The sequence below is a fragment of the Mucilaginibacter mali genome (genome assembly GCF_013283875.1).
In the GTDB taxonomy this organism is placed as follows: Bacteria; Bacteroidota; Bacteroidia; order Sphingobacteriales; family Sphingobacteriaceae; genus Mucilaginibacter; species Mucilaginibacter mali.
Window position 1 is genome coordinate 578,189 of sequence record NZ_CP054139.1, and the last position, 23,781, is coordinate 601,969.

15 protein-coding genes are annotated in these 23,781 nt (G+C 48.1%); 10 read left to right on the forward strand and 5 right to left on the reverse strand.

Annotated features, from left to right (window positions below; translation table 11 throughout):
* Positions 1-85 precede the first annotated feature (85 nt).
* Both HQ865_RS02590 and HQ865_RS02595 read right to left on the reverse strand, forming a co-directional pair.
* On the reverse strand, positions 86-2,218 hold the full coding sequence (locus tag HQ865_RS02590) for a xanthine dehydrogenase family protein molybdopterin-binding subunit (RefSeq protein WP_173413390.1): 2,133 nt from the start codon (positions 2,216-2,218) through the stop codon (positions 86-88).
* Complete coding sequence (locus tag HQ865_RS02595) at positions 2,218-2,685, reverse strand: (2Fe-2S)-binding protein (protein WP_173413391.1); 468 nt, start codon at positions 2,683-2,685, stop codon at positions 2,218-2,220. The genes HQ865_RS02590 and HQ865_RS02595 overlap by 1 nt, the downstream gene beginning before the upstream one ends.
* Positions 2,686-2,938: 253 nt before the next feature.
* On the opposite strand from HQ865_RS02595, the gene HQ865_RS02600 reads away from it, so the two are divergent.
* The 8 genes from HQ865_RS02600 (at position 2,939) to HQ865_RS02635 (ending at position 18,878) form a co-directional block, all read left to right on the forward strand.
* Positions 2,939-4,585 carry a DUF6377 domain-containing protein gene (locus HQ865_RS02600; RefSeq protein WP_173413392.1) on the forward strand — a complete coding sequence of 549 codons (1,647 nt, stop codon included), beginning with the start codon at positions 2,939-2,941 and terminating at the stop codon, positions 4,583-4,585.
* Between the two features lie 706 nt (positions 4,586-5,291).
* Complete coding sequence (locus HQ865_RS02605; RefSeq protein WP_173413393.1) at positions 5,292-8,300, forward strand: SusC/RagA family TonB-linked outer membrane protein; 3,009 nt, start codon at positions 5,292-5,294, stop codon at positions 8,298-8,300.
* 43 nt (positions 8,301-8,343) lie between these two features.
* Positions 8,344-9,954, forward strand: coding sequence for a RagB/SusD family nutrient uptake outer membrane protein (locus HQ865_RS02610; protein ID WP_173413394.1), 1,611 nt, complete (start codon positions 8,344-8,346; stop codon positions 9,952-9,954).
* 76 nt (positions 9,955-10,030) lie between these two features.
* On the forward strand, positions 10,031-11,107 hold the full coding sequence (locus HQ865_RS02615; protein WP_173413395.1) for a SusE domain-containing protein: 1,077 nt from the start codon (positions 10,031-10,033) through the stop codon (positions 11,105-11,107).
* A gap of 135 nt (positions 11,108-11,242) precedes the next feature.
* Positions 11,243-13,693, forward strand: a complete 2,451-nt coding sequence (locus HQ865_RS02620; RefSeq protein ID WP_173413396.1) for a glycoside hydrolase family 31 protein — start codon at positions 11,243-11,245, stop codon at positions 13,691-13,693.
* A gap of 8 nt (positions 13,694-13,701) precedes the next feature.
* Positions 13,702-15,555: a glycoside hydrolase family 13 protein gene (locus tag HQ865_RS02625; protein WP_173413397.1), complete on the forward strand. Its 1,854-nt coding sequence runs from the start codon at positions 13,702-13,704 to the stop codon at positions 15,553-15,555.
* Entirely contained in the window at positions 15,552-16,958 is a 1,407-nt protein-coding gene (locus tag HQ865_RS02630; RefSeq protein ID WP_237073730.1) for an MFS transporter, read from the forward strand. Before HQ865_RS02625 ends, HQ865_RS02630 begins: the two co-directional genes overlap by 4 nt.
* A gap of 12 nt (positions 16,959-16,970) precedes the next feature.
* Positions 16,971-18,878 carry an alpha-amylase family glycosyl hydrolase gene (locus HQ865_RS02635; protein WP_173413398.1) on the forward strand — a complete coding sequence of 636 codons (1,908 nt, stop codon included), beginning with the start codon at positions 16,971-16,973 and terminating at the stop codon, positions 18,876-18,878.
* 118 nt (positions 18,879-18,996) lie between these two features.
* On the opposite strand, the gene HQ865_RS02640 is transcribed toward HQ865_RS02635, so the two are convergent.
* Both HQ865_RS02640 and HQ865_RS02645 read right to left on the reverse strand, forming a co-directional pair.
* Positions 18,997-19,293: a chaperone modulator CbpM gene (locus HQ865_RS02640; RefSeq protein WP_173413399.1), complete on the reverse strand. Its 297-nt coding sequence runs from the start codon at positions 19,291-19,293 to the stop codon at positions 18,997-18,999.
* 4 nt (positions 19,294-19,297) lie between these two features.
* Positions 19,298-20,212, reverse strand: a complete 915-nt coding sequence (locus tag HQ865_RS02645) for a DnaJ C-terminal domain-containing protein (protein ID WP_173413400.1) — start codon at positions 20,210-20,212, stop codon at positions 19,298-19,300.
* A 167-nt stretch (positions 20,213-20,379) separates the two neighbouring features.
* On the opposite strand from HQ865_RS02645, the gene HQ865_RS02650 reads away from it, so the two are divergent.
* On the forward strand, positions 20,380-20,892 hold the full coding sequence (locus HQ865_RS02650; protein WP_173413401.1) for a hypothetical protein: 513 nt from the start codon (positions 20,380-20,382) through the stop codon (positions 20,890-20,892).
* A gap of 137 nt (positions 20,893-21,029) precedes the next feature.
* On the opposite strand, the gene HQ865_RS02655 is transcribed toward HQ865_RS02650, so the two are convergent.
* The gene (locus HQ865_RS02655; protein WP_173413402.1) at positions 21,030-21,719 is read right to left on the reverse strand and encodes a Crp/Fnr family transcriptional regulator; all 690 of its coding nucleotides are present in this window, start codon (positions 21,717-21,719) and stop codon (positions 21,030-21,032) included.
* Positions 21,720-21,895: 176 nt separating this feature from the next.
* Between HQ865_RS02655 and HQ865_RS02660 the strand changes: the two genes are divergently transcribed.
* Positions 21,896-23,602 carry a chloride channel protein gene (locus tag HQ865_RS02660; RefSeq protein ID WP_173413403.1) on the forward strand — a complete coding sequence of 569 codons (1,707 nt, stop codon included), beginning with the start codon at positions 21,896-21,898 and terminating at the stop codon, positions 23,600-23,602.
* Positions 23,603-23,781: the final 179 nt, after the last annotated feature.

A 23,781-nucleotide genomic window follows, 5' to 3' on the forward strand; every position in this document is an offset into this window, starting at 1 on the left:
CACAAGCCCCTTCTGTTCCTCGCAATGACAAGCTATTAATTAAGCCAAAACGGGCCGCGATTGCGGCCCGTTTTGGCTTATAGAGTTAGACCTTTGCCGGCGTAGCCGTCTTCGGCGGCGCCGAGCTAAACTCGAATGGCATTTTACGGTAACGCTTGCCGGTGGCGGCAAATACGGCGTTGGCAACTGCCGGCGCTATCGGCGGCAGGCCGGGTTCGCCTAAGCCGGTAGGGGCATCTTCGGTTTGCACAAATTTCACGATCACATCCAACGGGGCATCCTTCATATGCAGGAATTTGTAGGTATTGAAGTTCTTCTGCACAGTAGCGCCTTTATTAAAGGTGATCTGGCTGAACAATGCATGGCTGAGGCCGTCTACAATTGCGCCTTCCACCTGGTTTTCGGCACCGCTTTGGTTTACCACTTTGCCACAGTTAACGGCGCAATACACCTTGCTTACGCGGGGGATGCCGTTAACCATGGTCACTTCGGCCACCTGCGCTACGTAGGTACTGAACGAGTAATAAGCCGCGAAGCCTTGGAATACGTTTTTATTTTTGCCCCAGTTGCTCATTTGCGCCACCAGGTCTATCACACTTTTTAGTTTATCTACATTATAAGTGATCTGCCCGACAGGTTGCGTACGGGCTTTTTCCAGCAGTTCTAAACGGAACGCTACCGGGTCCTTCTTCATTTCGGTGGCAATCTCATCCAAAAAGCTCTCGTCCGAAAAAGCCGAGGCGTTGGCGGTTGGTCCGCGCCAGGGGCCGGTTGGGATGTTGGACTTAACCGTATGCGAATCCATCCTGAAGTTGGGGATAGAACCGGCCGGGAAGCCGCGACTTAAAGCACTGCCTCCGCTTAGTACGGCCGCGTTAGCATGCCAGCCTATCAGCTGGTTATCGGCGCTGATGACAGCCTTATATTTAGCCAGACTGGCCGCGCGGTAATAATCACCCTGGATATCATCCTCACGTGTCCACATCATTTGTACCGGCGATTTGGCTGCTGCCGATATCAGTGCGGCTTCCACACCGTTATCCGTACGTAGCTTGCGGCCAAAGCCACCACCTTGTCGCGGCATGCCGATGGTTACATCTTCGGGTTTGATGTTCAATGCGCGGGCTACATCGTTGCGCATATTGGCTGGTACCTGGGTAGGGCCGTATAATTCTGCTTTGCCATCTTTTACATCGGCAAAAAAGTTCATCGGCTCCATAGGCGAGTGCGATAGGTTAGGCACAGCATATACCGCTTCTATCACCTTTCCGCCCGATGCCAAAGCTTTGTCGATGTCGCCGTCGTTACGGCTTGGGTTATCGCTGCGGGTTTCCACAGCGGCGGCAAAGGCAGCCTCGTGTTCGCTGGTGCTTTCCAGCGGACTGGCATCTTCCCAAACCACTTTTAATACATCGCGCCCCTTTTTAGCGGCCCAGGTAGATGTAGCCAGTACAGCCACTACGCCATGCGCCTGCACTACGTTCTTTACGCCCGTAACCTTGCGGGTTTCGGTATCATCAAACGATTTAAAAACTTTTCCAAATGCCGTCGGCCGCGATACCATCGCGAACAGCATACCCGGGCGGCGGGTATCCATGCCGTATAAAGGCTGGCCGGTAATGATTTTCTGGTTATCTATATTATGCACCTTTGTCCCGATGATCTTAAAATCCTTCGGGTCTTTCAGTGGTACATCGGCAGGTACGGGCAGGGTGGCGGCTTTGGCAGCCAGTTCGCCGTAGCCCAGTTTTTTACCGGTAGGTTTGTGTATTACATGGCCGTCTTCGGCGTAACATTCGTCTTCTTTAACGTTCCATTGCTGGGCGGCGGCGGTGATCAGCATTTGTCGCGCGGTAGCACCTGCCTTGCGGATAGGCGCGTAACGGCCACGGATAGCGCCGCTACCGCCCGCCGTTTGCGATCCGTATTTAGGATCAAGCGGGGCCATCTCTACATAAACCGAATCCCATTTTACGTTCAGCTCTTCGGCTAAGATCATCGGTAGGGCTGTTTTAATGCCTTGACCAATTTCGGGGTTAGGGGCCATCAGGGTAACCAGTCCGGCGCTGTTAATGGTGATATAGGCGTTGGGCGCAAAAACGGCTTCGGCCATATCCCCGGCAAGCGCTTCGTTTAAAAAGTTAAAACCTAAAACCAGGCTGCTGCCGGCAGCAATACTGGTGATCTTTAAAAATCCACGGCGTGATACTGCTTCCATTATTTCTTTGCCACTCCTTTCTTCGCTGCTAAGTGTATGGCCCTGCGGATGCGGGTATGCGTGCCACAGCGGCATATATTGGTCATCTGCGCATCAATATCGGCATCGGTAGGGTTGGGGTTGCGTTTCAGTAATGCCGCCGCCGCCATGATCTGGCCCGACTGGCAATAGCCACATTGCGCCACATCCATTTCAGACCAGGCTTGCTGCACCGGGTGGGTGCCGGTGGCGCTCAGGCCCTCAATGGTGGTTACCTTTGCGGTTTCCACAGCCGCCACAGGGAACTGGCACGAGCGTACCGCCGCGCCGTCGATATGTACCGTACAGGCGCCGCACATGGCCACACCGCAGCCAAATTTGGTGCCTACAAGGTTTAAATTATCACGTAATACCCATAATAGGGGGGTATCGGCATCGGCGGTTACGGTTACCGGCTTATTATTTACTGATAAATGATATGTTGCCATAGCAATTGGTTTATAATCAAAGCTATCACTATTGACGGATATTAACAAGGGATACACCGTATCTATACTGATACTAAACAAGCGCCGGAATATATAGTTATATAGCATGTATAAATGACATATATGCCAGAAATAGCTTTACTTGTACATATTAATTATTATTTTTGGCTATAAACCCGAAACTACCGCCCGATCGTTTCCGTTTAAGCTTCAGCAAATACTTTATTAAACGCTATATATTGCCTGGTATTAAATGATATACACGTTGCATCGCTATCGCCTTTCCCTAACGGGCTTTTTATTGGTATGCCTAACCTTGCTTGCATCGGGGGCTTTGGCCGATAGCAAAACCGACAGCCTGTTTGAAGCGCTGAAAGTGGAGTTTAATAAGAAAGGGCAGTACGACCACACCAAGGAAGTGCGTATACAACAATTGAAGGACGTGCTGATCCATACCCCCGCTACCAATTTAAAAGGCCAGTTCAATATCTGCGATAAGTTGTACGAAGAGTATAAATCCTACCAGTACGATTCGGCTTATGTGTATGCCAATAAGCTGCAGGATATCAGCATAGCCCTGCACAGCCGGCCCATGCAGGATTTGAGTAAGATCAAGATCGGGTTTATCCTGTTGTCGTCGGGTATGTTCAAAGAAACATTCGACAGCATGCACGGCATCGATGTGCGCGACTTGCCCGATAGCGTGAAAATGGAATACTACTCCATTGTGATGCGCGCCTATTACGACCTGGCCAATTACGATAACGACCGCAACTATGCCCCCCGCTACATCGCTAAAGCCAATATGTATATCGATTCGGCCATCGCGCTAAGCCGGGCAGGATCATACGATAATGTTTACCTCACCGGTTATAAAAAATACAAGAACGGGCAGATAGATTCGGCTTTGAACATTTTCACCACCCTGCTCGACCCTAAAAAACTAACCGAGCACCAGTACGCTATCGTGGCATCAACGCTCAGCAATGTTTATCTCAACACATCGCAAAAAGACAAATGTGTTGAACTGCTCACCAGGGCCACCATGAGCGACATCCGCTCGTCGACAAAAGAAACTATTGCCCTTTACTGGCTGGCCGACCTGCTGCACAAGAACGGCGATGTTGAAAATGCTTATACCTTTTTAGAAGAGGCCCGTAACGATGCCGAGTTTTACGGTGCCCGCCAGCGTAAGATCCAGATAGGTACGCTGTTGCCTATCGTCGCGTCGGAAAAACTATTGCGCAGCGAGCAGGAACAAAAGCGCTTCATCATTTTCCTGAGTATCCTGGCTGTAGTTGCCGCGGTGATCATCGTGGGATCTATCATGCTGCTGAAACGTAATCAAAAACTGCGCGCTAAAGAAAAGATCATCGACGAGAAGAACGCGCAACTGGAAAAAGTGAACGTGAAACTGCTGGAAGGCACCAAGATCAAGGAGGATTATATCGGTTACTTCTTCAATGTAATATCGGGTTATATCCTGCAACTGGAACGCATTAAGCGATCGGTAGATACTAAGCTGGCCATTAAAAAGTATGACGATATACAGCTGATGGCCAATAACATCAACATTAAAAAAGAGCGTGATACGCTGTTCTATACCTTCGATCACGTGTTCATTAAGATCTTCCCCAATTTTATCGAAGAGTTTAACGCCCTGTTTAATAAGGAAGACCAGATCTGGCCCAGGGAAAACGAAGTGCTAACCACCGATCTGCGCATCTTCGCCCTGATGCGCATGGGTATTACCGATACCGAAACCATTGCCAAGATCCTGGAGTACTCGGAAAAAACCATCTACGTTTACAAAATGCGCATCAAAGCCAGGGCCCTCATCCACGGCGATGAATTTGATCAGCGGATCATGGCGATCAAGGCGGTGGATATCGGGAAGTAAGCTTCTTTAAAGTTCGTCATCCTGAGCGATAGCGAAGGATCCCAAACTATGTATTTCCGACTTGCTTATCGGGGATCCTTCGCTATCGCTCAGGATGACGAATTGTGGCTAATCAAATACCCTCAACCAAGTAAAATCCTCTCCCACTCCCTCAAATTGTATTTAAAAACTTACAAACCACTTTAAATTTTTTCGAACCGATTGTTTTTCAATTATCAGATTATCAAATATTTAACTTTTAAAAACGCAATATTTTTTTAAATTTTTGATAAATAAATAGGTTCAGCCTTTTTGGTGAATTTACTTTGTCTTGTCGCAAAAACATTTAGCCGAATAAAAGGGCGGTGTTAACCGGCATTTAACCAATTATATTTTTTTCCTGTACGCTGATATAAAATGATTGCCGCTTGTGGCTTCAAATTTGCATAGGTATACCGATATGTTTTTTTGATGCGGGCAACAAGATTTAATACCGGCTTTTGCAGGTGGAGCTATTAGTAAAAACATTAACCCTGTTAATTAAAACCGTTGCTGATGAGAAAACTTTACCCTACCTAAAAGCCAAATTGAATTGTTAGGACAGCCTAAACGCTGCCGGGCGCTTAGTATAGCGCCGGGATATTTGAGGAATGGATGACACAAGCTATCCCAACCAAACCAGGAAAATAACCGACCCAGACCATTATTAACCTAAAAATAAACTTAAATGAGAAATAATTATCTAAAAAAGTACATGCTCTTTTTTGCTTTGCTGCTTTTATCGGCCCCGATATTCGCGCAAACCAGGAGTGTTAGCGGTAAGGTAGTTGACGAGAACAACCAATCGCTACCCGGAGCAACCGTAAGTGTGAGCGGTAGCACCATCGCCGCGTCTACAGATGTTAACGGTGTTTATAAGATCAACGCGCTTAGAGCAGGTACTTATACCCTTAGCGTTACCTTTGTGGGTTACACCACCGCACAAAAAACAGTTACCGTTGGCGGCAGCGACGTTACCGTTAACTTTAACCTGCAACCGGCATCAAAAAACCTGAACGAGATCATCGTTATTGGTTATGGTACAGTTAAAAAGAAAGACCTTACCGGTTCGGTAACCACCGTAACTTCAAAGGATTTCCAAACCGGCAGCATCACTACGCCAGAGCAACTGATCTCGGGTAAAGTAGCCGGTGTTTCCATCACCTCAAACAGCGGTGCTCCCGGTGCCGGTAGTACTATCCGCGTACGTGGCGGTGCTTCGCTGAATGCCAGTAACGATCCATTGATCGTGGTTGACGGTGTGCAGCTGAGCAACGACGCGATCGCGGGCGCGCCAAACCCATTAAGTTTAATTAACCCTAACGATATCGAATCGTTCACTGTATTAAAGGACGCTTCGGCAACCGCTATCTACGGTTCACGTGCATCAAACGGTGTAATTATCATTACCACCAAACGTGGCCAAACCGGCAAGCCACAGTTCGATCTGAACACACAGGCATCTGCCGCTACGTTGCCAAAAGAAGCCAGCGTTCTGTCTGCCGATCAGTTCCGCGCATTTGTAAACGCTAATGGTACCCCAGCCCTGATCGCGCTGTTAGGTAACGCCAATACCGACTGGCAAAAGGAAATTTATCGTACCGCCATCAGCAACGATAATAACCTGAGCGTATCGGGTGGTATCAAAAATATGCCTTACCGCGTATCGGTAGGGTACCTTGATCAGAAGGGTATCCTGAAAACAGGTTCGTTAGACCGTACTTCGGCTTCGGTTAACGTATCGCCAAAATTGTTTGATAACCACCTGAAGATCGATGTTAACCTGAAAGGTTCGGAAAGCAAAGTGCGCTTTGCCAATGAAGGTGCTATCGGCGCCGCCGTAAACTTCGACCCAACCAAGCCGGTAACCGTAAACAGCAAACGTTTTGATGGTTACTACCAATGGTTAGATCCAAGTAATACTGCTACGGGCCTAAAAGCATTAGCACCACTTAACCCTGTTGGTTTGTTACAGGAACGTTTTGACAGGAGCAATGTACAGCGTAGCATCGGCAACGCGCAGTTGGATTATAAATTCCACTTCCTGCCCGATTTGCATGCCAACGTAAACTTTGGTTACGATATATCTAAAGGTACTGGTACCATTATGGTATCAGACAGTGCAGCTGCTGGTTACAGAAGGTTAAAGGATGCTAATAATGTTTATCATGGCGGTACTAACAACCAATACAAAACCACTGTACAAAACACTACATTCGAGGCTTATTTGAACTATGCTAAAGATATAAAATCGCTGAACAGCCGTGTAGACGCGGTGGCCGGTTACGCATATTATGATTATGCCACAACCAATACCAACTTCCCCGACTATACCTATGATAACGTTGTATATAGCAAACCGAATTATCCATTCGATAAACCACAGCACCGTTTGCTATCATACTACGGCCGTTTAAACCTGACCATTGACGATAAATACCTGTTAACCGGTACCGTTCGCCGTGATGGTTCATCAAGGTTTGCCGCAGCTAATCGTTTCGCGGTGTTCCCATCAGGGGCTTTTGCCTGGAAAATTAAGGACGAATCGTTCCTGAAAGATTCTAAACTGTTCTCTGACCTGAAGATCCGTGTAGGTTACGGTATCACCGGTCAGCAGGATGGCATCGGTAACTACGATTATGCATCGTACTATGCCCTGAGTAACCAAACCGCGCAATACCAGATAGGTAATACATTTTATCCGCTGTACCGCCCGGCTGGTTATGACCCTACCCGCAAATGGGAGCAGAGTGCCACCACCAACGCTGGTATCGATTATGGCTTCCTGAACGGTCGCATCAGCGGTAGCATCGATTTTTATTATAAAAACACTACCGACCTGCTGAACGAGGTGAACATCTCTGCCGGCCAGGGCTTCTCTAATAAAATTGTAACCAACGTTGGCGACATGGTTAACCGTGGTGTGGAGTTCTCTATCAACGGACAGATCATCCGCCAAAAAGATGTAAGCTGGGATGTTGCGCTGAACGCCACTTACAACAGCAACAAGATCACCAAACTGACCATTGTAAACGACCCAACCTTTGTGGGTAACAAAACCGGCGGCATTTCGGGTGGTACAGGTAACTTCATCCAGATCAACTCGGTTGGATCGCCGCGTAACTCGTTCTTTGTTTACCAGCAAGTGTACGATGCCAGCGGCAAACCGATTGACGGCGTATTTGTAGACCAGAACAAAGACGGTATTATTAACGAGCAGGACTTGTACAAATACAAAAGCCCCGATCCGAAGGTGTTCCTGGGTATGTCGAGCAATTTTAGCTACAAGCAATGGAATATCGGCTTTACCATGAGGGCTAATTTGGGTAACTACGCTTATAACAACGTATTCTCTAACACAGGTACTACCCGTAACATCCTGAACCCGCTGGGCATATTGAACAATGGATCGGCCAATGTGCTGGAAAGTGGCCTAAGCGGCAACAGCGACAAGAACGTGCTGTCGGATTACTACATCCAGAATGCGTCGTTCCTGCGGATGGATAATGTGAATTTGGGCTACAACTTTGGTAAGATACTGCACAATTCGGCAAACCTTAGCTTAAACGCCAACGTGCAGAATGTGTTCATCATTACCAAGTATAAAGGTATCGACCCTGAGGTTGGCAGCGGCATAGATAATAACTTCTATCCAAGGCCTCGCACATTTGTTTTAGGTGTAAATCTTAAATTTTAAAGTCCATCGTACATAAAAAATACGATCAAAAAGATAAATCGATATGAAGAAGAATTTGATAAACAAAGCATTAGCTGTAATAGTAATTGCAGGTTCGTTAGCTTCGTGTACAAAAAAACTGGACTTGTTGCCTACCAACGATGTTACCGCGGCAACGGTTTACAGTACCGCTACCGGTTACAAACAGGCCTTTGCCAAGGTTTACGGCGCTTATGCCTTAACTGGTAATATAGGCCCTGCCGGTGATGATAACAGCAAGGATATTAAAGGCATTGACGAAGGTACATCCGACTTTTTGCGCCTGTACTGGAAATCGCAGGAACTGAGCACCGATGAGGCTGTAATAAGCTGGGGCGACGTAGGTATCCAGGATTTTCATAACATGAACTGGTCATCAAGCAACCCGTTCCTTAAAGGTTTATACTACCGTTCGTTGTACCAGATTACCCTGGCTAACGATTTCATTAACCAATCGGCCGATGATAAACTGAGCAGCCGTGGTATCTCAGGTACCGATGCTGATGCCATCCGCAGGTTCCGTGCCGAGGCCCGGTTTTTAAGGGCCTTCCAGTACTGGGTACTGATGGACGCCTTCGGTAACCCGCCGTTCACTACCGATGCCGACGTGATTGGTGTAACCGTGCCAAAGCAAATTGGCCGCGCCGCGGTATTCAATTATATCGAATCGGAACTGAAAGCGATAGACCCGCTGCTGGCTGCGCCTAAAACCAACGAATATGGTCGTGCCGACCAGGCTGCAGCCTGGGCTTTACTGGCCCGTTTATACCTGAACGCCAACGTATACACCGGTACACCAAAATATACCGAGGCTATCACCTATTCATCAAAAGTTATCGCGGCGGGTTACAGCCTGATTGCTGATTACCGTAATATCATGTTAGCTGATAACCAGCTGAACACCAGCGAAAACATCCTGACCATTAACTACGATGGTTTAAAAACGCAGGGTTACGGTGGTACTACCTTCCTTACACACGCCCCTGTAGGCGGTTCTGAACCGGCTTCAATGTTCGGTATCGGTGGCGGCTGGGCTGGCGCGCGCACCACTAAAAACCTGCCAAACCTGTTTCCTGATTATACCGGCACTGCCGATAAAAGGTCGCAGTTTTGGACCAATGGCCAAAACCTGGAAATTAAGGACGTGAGCACCTTTACCGATGGTTTTTGCGTTACTAAATACCGCAACGTAACCCGTGGCGGCGCCGCAGGCCAAAGCCTTGATTTCTCGGATATCGACTTCCCGCTGTTCCGCCTGTCTGAGCAGTACCTGATCTACGCAGAAGCTACGCTGCGTGGCGGTTCGGGCGGTACACTGGCTAACGCGCTGATCTATATGAACAATATACGCAACCGTGCTTATATGAATGCTGTTGGTGTCACCACAGGTAATATAACAACTACAGATCTTACACTTGATTTTATTTTAAACGAACGTGCCCGCGAATTATACTGGGAAGGCTTCCGCCGTACCGACCTGATCCGTTATGGCAAGTTTACCGATGCCAGCTACCTGTGGCCGTTTAAAGGTGGTGTAGCTGGTGGCAAGGGTGTGGAATCGTTCAGGAACGTTTACCCGATACCATCGGACGATTTGACCGCCAACCCAACCTTAACTCAAAACACCGGATACTAAAAATATAAAGGCCGTGCGGGGTTAATGCCCTGCACGGTATATAAAATCAATATTTAACCTTTTTTAAGTATTAAAAATGAAAGCATTAATTACCAAATTTTTAGCACTGGGTTGCCTGGCCGTAACGGTACTGGCATCGTGCAAAAAAGATGAGATCAAGACGGTGGCGGGCGTAGGTTCGCCCAGCGTACTGAGCGCGTCGACAACCACACCGGTTTTAACCAAGGCTACTTTAACCAGTACGGCTATCACTATTATCGGTACCCCCCAAAGCTATGGCTACAACGCGGCGGTTAGCTATTCGTTCCAGTTAGCGGTTAAGGGTACAAATTTTGCCGCTCCTACCGAAGTGGCTTTACCAGTAGGTACGTTTACGAAAACATATACAGTTCAGGATTTTAATAATTTGCTGTTGTCTATGAAGCTGCCGGTTAACCAGGCCGCTCAGGTAGATGTGCGTTTGAAATCATCATTGAGCGCTACCGCCGGTATCACTTACTCAAATGTAATTACGATAACAGCCACTCCGTTCCCGCTTACTGCCTATATATATGTTCCGGGCGCTTACCAGGGTTGGAATCCAGCCACTGCTGATAGTTTGCAATCGGCAACAGGTAACGGCGTTTATACAGGCATCATCAACTTTATCGGTACCGATTTTCACTTTAAGGTTACCCCAGCTAAAAAGTGGGATGTGGCTTATGGTGATGCCGGCGGCGGCAAGATCAGCACTTCGGGAGGTGATATCCTTTCTCCGCAGGCTGGTGTTACGCAGGTTACTGTAGACTTGAACCAAAATACGATAACATTTGGCACACCTGCATTTTATTTTAGCGCTATTGGCGATGCTACAGCTTTAGGCTGGGGCGGCGATACGGATATGAAATATGTTTACGCTACAGGTAACTGGGAATTAACAACCAACCTTACTGCCGGAGGCGCCTTTAAGGTCCGTATGAACCATGATTGGGGTACCAGCTTTGGTTTATTGGCAACTCCTGATGGTAAAACCCTTACCAGTAACAATGGTGGTAACGTTCCTATCACTACTGCGGGGACGTATAAAATCACGTTCACTCCGGCTTATACAACCGATGGAAATGGCAAAACTACGGTTAACGGAACTGCTGGATATACCCTGGTAAAACAATAATTTAATAACCCTGCCCGTGGCAAGCGGGCAGGGTTTTATTTCCCGCTTTAATTTAAAGCTTAAACTATTTTGGTACGATGTCAACGCCGCTAAATTGGGGCGAATGGTATCCTATTGCTTCTAAAATTCTGATAAATGATATTTAAACGCTGCTATCTTTCTTTCATCGCGCTGTTAAGCATACCTACCTCTATTTTTGCACAAACGGTTAAAAGCCCGGGTAATGTGAAAACTGCGGCGGTAAGCGGCCAGCAGATAACCATCACTACCGATAACGCCTATGCGCAGGTAACTGTGTACGCGCCCGGTGTGATACGTGTTAGGATAGATAAACAGCCCCTGGCCACCGATTTTTCGTACGCTGTTATCGCGCAACCGCAAACGGTTAAAGCCAATATCACGCAGAATGATAACGAGGTAAGCATCCTTACCGATTCGGTGAAAGCCATCATCAGCAAAAAGCCTTTCTCGGTAGCTTTTTACACTACCGATGGTAAAGTGATCAGCCAGGACGAGACCGGGTTGAATACATCGTGGGTGAACGAGTCGGTAACTACCTACAAACATATACAGGAGGGCGAGCGCTTTGTTGGCCTGGGCGAAAAGACCGGCGACCTTGACCGCAAGGGCAACGGTTACACCAACTGGAATACCGATGCCTTCGGTTATGCCACCGACCGTGACCCGATCTACTCGACCATTCCGTTCTACATCGGTATACACCATGGGTTGAACTATGGGATATTTATGGATAATACCTACCAAAGCGATTTTAACTTTGGTGCCAGCAATAACCGTTTCTCATCGTTCGGTGCACGTGGGGGCGAGATGAATTATTACTTCATCTACAACAAACACCTGGGCGATATCATCACTTCGTACACCGCCCTTACGGGCCGTATGAAGATGCCGCCGTTGTGGAGTTTAGGTTACCAGCAGAACCGCTACAGCTATTACCCCGAAACCGAGGTAATGCGCATAGCACAAACCCTGCGCGAAAAGAAACTGCCTGCTGATGGTATTACGCTGGATATCCACTATATGGATCATTATAAAGTATTCACTTGGGATAAGGAACGTTTCCCTGATCCAAGAAAAATGACCGATAAGCTGAAAGACATGGGCTTTAAGCTGACCGTTATTGTTGACCCGGGTGTTAAAGTTGAAAAAGGCTACGGCACTTACGATAGGGGATACGCGGCCAACATATTTGCCAAATATCCCGACAGTACAAATTATACCGGCGAGGTCTGGCCCGGGTGGTGCAATTTTCCCGACTTTACTAACCCAAAAGCGCGCTCATGGTGGGGCGCAGAATTGAAAAAGTACGGCGAAGACGGCATCAGCGGTATCTGGAACGATATGAACGAGATCGCGACCTGGGGTCAGAAAATGCCGGACAATATCATTTTTGATTACGATGGCCGCAAGGCATCGCACCTGCAAACCCGCAACGTTTACGCGCTGGAGATGGCCCGTTCAAGCTTTGAGGGTGGTAAGGTGGCCTTTGGTAAGCGCCCCTTTGTACTAACCCGTGCCGGTTATGCAGGCCTGCAACGTTACAGCGCCATCTGGACAGGCGATAACCGCGCCGAGGACAGCCACATGTTGCTGGGTGTGCGTTTATTAAATAGCCTTGGTTTGAGCGGTGTGGCCTTTACCGGCATGGATATCGGTGGTTTTACCGGCAATGGTACGCCATCGTTGTTTGCCCGCTGGATGCAGATAGGTGCCTTTAATCCTTACTTCCGTAGCCATACGGCGGTAAACACCAAATCGGCCGAGCCATGGACCTTTGGCGAGGAAGTGCTGGAAATATCGCGCAACTATATTAACCTGCGCTATATGCTGATGCCGTACCTGTACAGCGCGTTTTACGATGCTACACAAACCGGCCGCCCGCTGATGCGTTCGCTGGCTATCGATTATACTTTTGATCAGAATATCTATAACACCCAGTTCCAGAACCAGTATATGTTCGGCAGCGCGTTTTTGGTAATGCCTTTCGAGGGTACGGCCACCATGGGTAAGGTATACTTCCCGGCCGGCCGCTGGTATAACCTGTATAATGGCGTGGCCCAATCGGGCGCGCAGGACAGGCTGATAGAAGTAAGCATGAACAAATTGCCGGTATTTGTTAAAGAGAGCAGCATTATCCCAATGCAATCGCTGGTGCAAAGCACATCGCAAATGCCAACTGATACATTGGTGGTACACGTTTACCAGGGCGATAAGAACAACAACTACACTTATTACGAAGACGACGGCGAAAGCTATAACTACGAGAACGGCGCATATTTTAAACGCCTCATCAGTTACGATGCCGCCAAACACGCCATCACTTTTAACAAGGCCGAGGGCAGCTACAGATCGAAGTTCAAGAATATAAAAGTGGTGATGCACGGCTTTGGCAATGGCAGCTTTAAGCTGGATAATAAAGCCGTTAACCTGAACGATGATTTTGTGTCGTTCCTAACCCCGCTGTCCAAATTCGATCCGCAGGGTTCGGCCAATGCTATCGAGGGCGAAAAGGTAAAAAGCATCGTTATAAAAAACAGCGGGGAAGCATTCTCCATCAATTATTAAGATTAGCTATGAAATTGAAGTTGGCTTTATCGTTAGCAGGCTTATTCCTTTCGGGATATGTAATGGCGCAAATGCCCGCGCTGGATCATGTTGAACCTGCCTTTTGGTGGGTAGGCATGAAAAACCCCAAGCTGCAACTGCTGGTACATGGCGATCATATCGCTAACCGTACTGCCAGCCTTAAATATCCCAGCGTTAAGGTAGCTGCCGTGCATAAGGTAGAAAACCCTAATTACCTGTTCATCGACCTGGAAATTTCGGCATCAGCCAAAGCGGGCAAATTCCCCATCAGCTTTAAAAAAACAGGCGAAAAAGACCTGAGCTACAGTTACGAGTTAAAGACCCGCAACCATACCGCTCAATGGGCACAAGGCGTTACCAATAAGGATGTGATCTACCTGATCATGCCCGACCGTTTCAGCAACGGCGATCCTAAGAACGACGTGGTGCCCGGCATGAGGGAAACCACTATTAGCCGCGATTCCATCTACTACCGCCACGGCGGCGACCTTCAAGGCATCATCAACCACCTGGGTTACCTGAAAGACCTGGGCGTTACAGCTATATGGCTTACGCCCGAGATTGAGAACGACGAACCCCATGCATCGTACCATGGCTATGCGGTTACCAACTATTACAAGGTAGACCCACGTTACGGAAGCAACGAGTTGTATAAAACCTTTGTAGCCAAATGCCACGAGATGGACATTAAGGTGGTAAAAGACCTGGTGCATAACCACGCCGGTACCGAAGGCTGGATCATACAGGATATGCCGATGAAAAGCTGGGTACACCAGTGGCCAAAGTATACCAACTCCAACTTTCGCGATGCGGCGGTGATGGACCCGCACGGTGCCGCTGCCGATAAAAAACAAATGCTGGATGGCTGGTTTGACCGCCGCATGGCCGATATGAACCAAAACAACCCTTACGTGCAGAACTATCTTACCCAAAACCACATCTGGTGGGTAGAGTATGCCGGGGTAGATGGTTTCCGTTTGGATACTTACCCGTATAACGATGGCCCTTACATGGCCGATTGGGCACAGAAGGTGAAAGCCGAGTTCCCGCACCTGTCCATCTTTGGCGAAACGCTGGTATGGTCGGTGGCTAACCAGGCTTACTTTACACAGGGCAACACCGTTAACCGCGGCATGGATACCCACCTGCCCGGCATTACCGACGCGCAGATAAAAGATGCCATTTACGAGGCCCTGAACGGCAAAGAAGGCTGGACCGACGGCGTTAACCGCCTGTACAACATCGTAGCGCAGGATTTTATGTACCAGGATGCTACACGCAACACCATCTTTTTAGATAACCACGATATGAGCCGCTTTTACTCGATGGTGAAAGAGGACTTTACCAGGTTCAAGTCGGGGATGGCCATGTTGTTGACCATGCGTGGTGTGCCGCAACTGTACTACGGCGATGAGATATTGATGAAGAACTACAGCGATCCGGATGGCCTGGTGCGTTTGGATTTCCCCGGTGGCTGGGCTGGCGATAAAAAGGACAAGTTCACCGCCGAGGGCAGAGACAAGAAAGAGAACGAAGCGTTCGACTTTATGCATACCCTGCTCAACTACCGCAAAAATACTCCGGCACTGCAAACCGGCAAGCTGATGCAATACATCCCGCGCAAAGGCATTTATACCTATTTCAGGTACGATGCACAAAAGACCGTGATGGTGATCTACAACGGTAACGATAAAGAGACCGCCTGGGATGGCGAACACTTTACCGAGCGCACAGCCGGTTTTAACAGCGGTTACGATGTGCTGAACGGTACTGCCCTAACCAATATCAAACAGCTGCTTATCTCGGCTAAAACCACAATGATAATTGAATTGAAGAAATGATAGCGCTTGAACAAGAAGAAATAGTAAAGCCCATGGCAACAAAAAAAGTGCTTGAGCGGCCGCGGTTAACATCGTGGCAGATATTTAACATGAGTTTCGGTTTCCTAGGTATCCAGTTCGGCTTCGCGCTGCAAAATGGCAACGCGTCGCACATATTGCAAATATTCGGGGCCGATGTAGAGCACCTGTCGCTGTTTTGGCTGGCAGCGCCTATTACAGGCATGATCGTTCAGCCCATCATTGGCCACTATAGCGACCGCACCTGGAACCGCCTGGGCCGCCGCAAACCCTACTTTTTAACCGGCGGTATATTGGCCGCGCTGGCACTGATGGTGATGCCCAATTCATCAATGCTACTGTTCCTGCCGCCACTAATGGTAGGTGCCGGTATGCTGATGATCATGGATGCTACCTTCAATGTAGCGATGGAACCGTTCCGCGCGTTGGTGGCCGATAACCTGCCCGATAGCCAGCGTGGTACAGGGTTTTCGGTGCAAACCTTCCTGATCGGTGTGGGCGCGGTGCTGGGTTCGTTATTACCAACCTTGCTGACCAATTACCTGCATGTAGCTAAAACCGCCCCTAAAGGCCAGGTACCTGATAACCTGCTGTGGGCATTTTATGTGGGCGCTATAGTTATGATAGGTAGCCTGCTGTATACCATTTTTACTACTAAAGAATATCCGCCCGAAGTTTACAACCAGTTCTCGCACGATGAACCGGAAGAACAACACGCGGGCCTGCTAACCATTTTTAAAGACCTGGCCCACATTCCGCAAACCATGCGCCAGTTGGGTTTGGTGCAATTCTTCTCGTGGTTCGCGCTGTTCAGTATGTGGGTGTTCATGTCGCCCGCCGTGGCCGAACATATTTACCACGTAAAAGCCGGCGATACCACATCGGCCGCCTTTGCTGATGCCGGTAACTGGGTAAGCACCTGCTTTGGTATCTACAACGGGGTGTCGGCCATTTACGCGCTGATGCTGCCTGCCATTGCCCGCAAAATAAGTCGCAAAGCAGCCCACGCCTTTTCGCTGATAGCGGGTGGTGTGAGTTTAGTATCGATATTCTTCATTCAGGATCATACCCTGCTGGTTATCCCAATGATAGGTATCGGCCTGGCCTGGGGCAGTATCCTGGCTATGCCTTATGCTATCCTTTCGGGCTCTATCCCGGCTAAAAAGATGGGGGTTTACATGGGCATCTTCAACCTGTTCATCACCATACCGCAAATTATAAACGGCTTTTTTGGTGGCTGGATCGTGAAAAGCATTTTCGGCGGACAGTCTATCTATGCTATCGTGCTGGCAGGCTTGTTCATGCTTTGCGCGGCGGTATCGGTACTGTACGTGCAGGATAACGGTGATATCCGCATTAAAAAATTAAAAGTTGCTAAAGACTAATTAACTACTACCATGAAAAGAACATCTTTATTGCTCATAGCTACAGTGCTGTTGTTGATCGCGGGATGCGGCAAGAAAAGTATAGACCCAACGCCCGATAACGGCGGCGATGGTACCACCACAAACCCTAATGGTAAGGATCTGCCATCGGGTACTAAGGATGGCGTTACGTTTATAAATAACGGCACATCGGCCATATTTAACTTATACGCTCCGGGTAAAACATCGGTAGCGGTAATTGGAGAGTTCAACAATTGGCAACCAACTACTATGAATAATACCACCGATGGCAAAAACTGGTGGATACAGGTAGATGGACTGGACGCCAATAAGGAATATGCCTACCAGTTTTTGGTGAACGGCAGCCTGAAGGTAGCCGACCCTTACTGCGAGAAGATACTGGACCCGGATAATGATAAATACATCACTGCCTCGGTATATCCTAATCTGAAGGCTTATCCTACAGGGCAAACGGGTAATGTAAGTGTAATGCAGGCCAACCAAACCGCCTACACCTGGAAGAATACCACCTTTACCCGCCCGGATAAAAAGAACCTGGTGATATACGAATTACACGTGCGCGATTTTGTGGCTACCCACAGCTATAAAACCATTAAAGATACCCTTAACTACTTGAGCAACCTGGGCGTGAACGCGGTAGAGTTGATGCCGGTGAACGAATTTGAAGGCAATTCATCGTGGGGATATAACCCGTCGTTCTACTTCGCGCCAGATAAATATTATGGCACCAAGAACGATTTGAAGGCGCTGATAGACGAATGCCACTCGCACGGTATGGCTGTGATACTGGATATGGTATTGAACCACTCATTCGGGCAATCGCCAATGGTGCAATTGTATTTTGACCAGGGTACACAGAAGCCGACAAGTAATAGTCCGTGGTTTAACGTTAATCCTACCCACCCCTATAACGTAGGGTACGATTTTAACCATGAGAGCGCGGCTACCAAATACTTCGCCAAAAATGTAATGAAGTTTTGGATGCAGGAGTATAAGATAGACGGTTACCGGTTCGACCTTTCGAAAGGCTTTACCCAAAAAGTAAGTACCGACGATGGCACCTTTGCTGCTTACGATGCCAGCAGGGTAGCGATATGGAAGGAATACAATAGCTTTATTAAAAGCATAGACCCGAATAACTTTTACGTGATACTGGAACATTTCGCGGTAGATCAGGAAGAAAAGGAGCTGGCCGATAACGGCATGATGATGTGGAATAACGTGAACAATAACTTTATGGAGGCATCCATGGGTTATGTGTCTACATCAAATTTCTCGCGCCTGTACTATACCAACCACGCCGGCTTCACCGCGCCCGATTACAACGTGGGCTATATGGAAAGCCACGATGAGGAGCGCATGATGTATAAGAATGAGCAATACGGCAATGCGGGCACTTCAAACGGTTATAACGTGAAGACTATCTCCACCGGCCTTGCCCGCCAGGAACTTGCCGCGGCATTCCTGCTCACATCACCCGGACCTAAAATGATATGGCAGTTTGGCGAAGAGGGTTACGATATCAACATAGATTTTAACGGCCGTACCGGCGAGAAACCGATTAAATGGGATTATAACAACGACACTCAGCGCCGTGGCCTGTACGCCAAATTTGGTAAGCTGATCCGCATGAAGATCAATAACCCGGTGTTTACTACCTCAACCATTACTTATAACTCGGCAGGAGCGGTGAAATATGCATTACTTACCGGTACCGGTGTTAACGTTATGGTAGTAGGCAATTTTGATGTGAACGCGCAAACCACATCGGTCCTTTTCCCTGCGGGCGGCACCTGGTACGATTATATGAGCGGTGGTACAATCAACGTAACACTGCCCTATAATATCACCCTTGCCCCCGGCGAATATCATATTTACAGTACAGCTGTGTTAAAATAATTAATTGTTTAAGGTTGGAGAATGATTGGCGGCGGCTGTAATGGTCGTCGCCTTTTTTGTGTGCAGCTGACTTTGTCCTAATTCGCCATTATGAAGGCTCGCGCTCATTGGCTACTCCCTACTCCCCCTCATACAACCGCAGCCTGTTGCGCAAAGCCCACAACTCGCTGTGCAGCGCATCCACCTGTTGCAGCAGGTGATCTATCGAAGCGATGCCGGGTACATTGATATCCAGGTCGCGGTACAGGTGTATCATTTTCTCCAGCCGGGGCAGTTCGTCGGCAGGGATAAAGGTTTTTTTATCAACTATGCTGATGTGGATCAGGCCTTCGTGTTCCAGGTCGTGTATAAAAGTGGTTTCCAGTTGATGATGGATGCATACCTCATCGGCAGATATTAAGTTTACTGTTGCCATGGCTTTAATGTTTAACGGTTTTAGCCAGTTCTTCAAATAATTCGCGTTGTTTATCGGTCAGGTTTTCGGGGACCTGGATATCGTAGGTAAGATACAGGTCTCCAAACTGATCGGCTTTTTTATAAACCGGTAGCCCTTTGCCCTTCAGCTTTACTTTGGCGCCCTGCTGGGTTTCGGGCTTTAGCTTCAGCTTCACCTTTCCGTTCAGCGTATCGGCAGTGATCTCGCCGCCAAGTACCGCCGTATACAGATCTACCTTTATCGTCCGGTACAGATCGGCCCCGCTGCGTTTAAAGTCGGGATCGTTAGGGATGATGAACTTGATAAACAGGTCGCCTGCCGGGCCATTGTTACGCCCCGGGCCGCCGTGACCGGCAATTTTGATGGTCTGCCCGTTCTCTACCCCGCCGGGGATGGTCATGCGGATCTGTTTACCGTTAACGGTGAGTGTGCGTTTATGTGTTTCGGCAATATCGCGCAGGCTTAATTGCAGTTCGGCATTAAAATCCTGGCCGCGATAGATCCCCTGCCGGCCACCACCGCCACCTGCCGCCGCCCCGCCGAACATCGAGTTAAAGAACTCCGAAAAATCGGCATCGCCGCCAAATCCCTCAAACCCGCTCGACTGGTACCCGCCGCCCGGATTGCCGTAAGCCGAGCGTTGCTGTTGCCGGGCCTGCTCATACTGATCGGCATGTTGCCAGTTCTCGCCGTACTGGTCATATTTTTTGCGTTTCTCAGGGTCGCTCAATACCTCGTTAGCCTCGTTCAGTTGTTGAAATTTCTTGCTGGCTTCGGGGTCGTTGGGGTTAAGATCGGGGTGTAGTTTGCGGGCCAGCTTGCGGTAAGCGGCTTTAATGGTCTTTTCATCGGCCTTTTTATCTACACCTAAAGTTTTGTAATAATCAATAAAAGCCATGTTGCGTAGGTTGTAATAAGTAATAAACGGTGTAAGGGTTGGGAAGTTTTATTTACTCAAGTATAAGGCATAAAAAAGCTTTTTAAGTGTTTAGACGAATTAAAACAGGATTCAACACCTATAAAAATTTATAATGTTCATTATCTTGTAATACCTTAACACAGCTAATGCATATACCCCACGTACTACTTCAATCATTCAGGGCGCTGGTTGTTATATTTACAGCGTTCGTTGTACTTTTTGTTTACCTGTATTATCATAGCATTTTACCTAAAGAAAAATTGCTGCCAATAATTGGTAAAATAACTTTTATAGATAAGAAATATAAGGAATACCCCCGGCGCGATTTTGATAAGTTCCGTTACATAGCCATCAGTGGGTACCCAAAAGTATTTGAGGTTTTTTTAGACGACTCTGCAAGGCAGCAACACTTTGATAAGCTACGGGTAGGTGATGAGATAACTGTATACTTGGATCGCATGATCGACTTATCTTTTTTGGGCGAGACAAACGCTGAGGAAGGAGTTGACCGTGATGCTGGCTACATCGAAAAAGACAGTAAACTATATTATAAAGTAGATGGTGGAGCGGAGCCCGTAGCGTTATCTGCAATTGGCTTTTTAATTGTATGTATTATAGGCAGCTATGTACTTTATAAAAAGGGGAAGCTCGGCTATTGACATAATCTCTTACGCCCGGTCAAGCGTCCACGCTTGACCGCAAGCTAATGTGAGCGTCTACGCTCACGTTAAAAATTAAGCGTGGACGCTTAATTAGGAATAAGTTCAAGCGCAGACGCTTGAACTGGCGACATATCTTACTCCTCCAGCAACCCCATCAATTTCACCTCATCGGTAATTCGGATATATTTCCCGTTCGTCCCGATCAGTCCATCTTTTTGCATTTCGCTCAGCATGCGGAAAACGGTTTCGTAGGTAGCGCCGGCAAATGAGGCCAGGTCCTGCCGGGTGAGTTCGATATGGATATAACCTTCTTCATTCAGCCCGAATTGCTTTTGCAGGTTGATAAGCGCCTGTGCTATGCGGCCTTTAACGGGCATGTGGGCCAGGTTGCGCATCCGCTTTTCCGATTCGCGCAGTTCGGCGGCGAAGAACAATAGCAACTGGTAGGTCAGTTCGTTATTTACCTTCAGGGTCGATTCCAGGAAATCAGAACTAATATAACAAACCGCTCCGCTTTCCAGCACCGTGGCGCTGACGGGGTAGGTGAGGTTCTCGCCCAGACTCATGATCCCAAGCATCCCACCTTGTTTGGCAAAGCGGATGATCAGCTCCTTATCGGCATCCCAGCGTTTATGCACCTTTACAATGCCCGAGTTTACAAAGTAAATGCCGGTCGCCTCATCGCCCTCTTTAAAAAGCAGCTGTCCTTTTTTAACGCTCAGCGTGGTTTTGTTGGCGGTCACTGCCGGCAGCCAGTCCTTTAAACAAAGGCGGCATAAAAAGCAGCTGTTTAAATCGCAATCGGTTACTTTTTTATCGGTCATAAATTTACCCGTGGGGGAGACGGCGGCACAAGTTAGCATTAATTCATTTAATCCATATCATGATTTATATCATACAAAAATCATTAATATGAATTAAATAAAAACATTTATATGATTTATATCATATAAATGACAATTAACCTTACCTTTGCGCCATAATTTATATGATATAAGCGATGAAACAAACTGCCGCCGTAAATTCTATACCTGTATCCCCCATTTTAGCCTCCGAAATGCCCGACGAGGGCGACAGGCGTGTCATACAAAAAAAACGCCTGATCAGGATATCTGTTATTTCCGTATCGGTAGCGATAGCGGTTAGTTTTATCGCCCGCATATTAGTTAGCCTTATTAACCTGGTTACCAACCTGGCTTTTTATGGCAGCTTTAGCCTGGCATTTCACAGCCCTGCTTATAATCATTTGGGGTATTGGGTGATGATCATTCCGGCCATCGGCGGTATTTTGGTGGGTATTATGGCGTTGTACGGCTCAAAGGCCATCCGTGGCCACGGTATCCCTGAGGCCATGGAGCAGATCCTGACCAATAAAAGCAAGATCAAGCCCGCCATTACCTTTCTTAAACCCATATCATCGGCTATAGCCATCGGTACCGGCGGTCCGTTCGGCGCAGAGGGGCCTATCATAGCCACAGGTGGCGCTTTAGGGTCCACCATCGGGCAGCTATTCAAAATTACCGCTAACGAACGCAAGGTGATCTTAGCGGCAGGCGCGACGGCGGGCATGTCGGCTATTTTCGGTACGCCCATAGCGGCTGTATTTTTGGCGATAGAGTTGCTGTTATTCGAGTTTTCGCCATGGTCGATACTGCCGGTGGCGCTGGCCTGTATTACCGGGGCGGCGGGGCACCACTTATTGTTCGAGAGTGGACCGGTGTTCCCTATGCCCGATGTGGCCATACCATCAAACGGTGCGCTGGCCATCTACAGTTTGATTGGCGTAGCAATTGGCTTTATAGCCATGGGCCTCACCAAAATTGTTTACTGGATAGAGGACATGTTTGAAGAATTGCCCATCCATTGGATGTGGTGGCCCGCTATCGGCGGCCTGGCGGTAGGCATTATCGGCTTCTTTGCGCCGCATACACTGGGTGTTGGGTACGATAATATCACCGGCGTGCTGTCGGGTACATGGCCGCTTACATTGATACTGACCCTGTGTTTCTTTAAGTTCCTGTCATGGGCTATTGCTTTAGGTAGCGGCACATCAGGCGGAACGCTGGCGCCATTACTAACCATCGGCGGAGCATCCGGCGCTATTGCCGGCACCCTGCTGCTTCAATTTTTCCCTGACTGCGGCCTGAGCATCCCGATGGCCGCGCTGATCGGTATGTCGGCTATGTTTGCCGGGGCATCAAGGGCTTATTTAACCAGTATCACCTTCGCGCTGGAGGCTACGCTGCAATCGCACGCTTTGTTACCCCTGTTGGGTGCATGCACGGCATCGTACCTGGTATCGTTCTTTTTGATGGAAAACACCATCATGACCGAAAAAATAGCCCGCCGCGGCGTTTATACCCCCGACACCTATGAAGCCGACCCATTACAAAAACTGAAGGTGGCTGATGTAATGAGCACAAAAAAACCGGCGGACATCATCAAAGCCGACTATCATATTAAAACTACCGACAGCCTGCGTAAAGCCGTAGAATTAATGGCCAAAACAGGATTGGAAACCTTACAAGTAGAAGAAGCCGAATCGCAACAACCGGTGGGGACTCTCAGTTATAAAGACGTTTTAAAAAGCTACCAATACCAGGCCGATGAAAACGAGCGGGCTTATACCAACCTGTCGTTGAAACGCCGCAGGCTTAAAATGATGATCTTGAGTAAGCAGATGATCAATAAGGGAGATAAGCATTAAAAAACAAGATACTGGTCCAAGTTTAGCGCAGCGTAACCTGGACCTAAAATTATCGAAGCTTGCAGCTTCAGACGATTTAAAACGCAAGCAGGATGCTTGCCTTATTGTGGATCGAAGTTATCTACTAAACTTCGATCAGTGATAAGTGATAGTAGAAAGGCCGGGCGTTATGCCCGGCC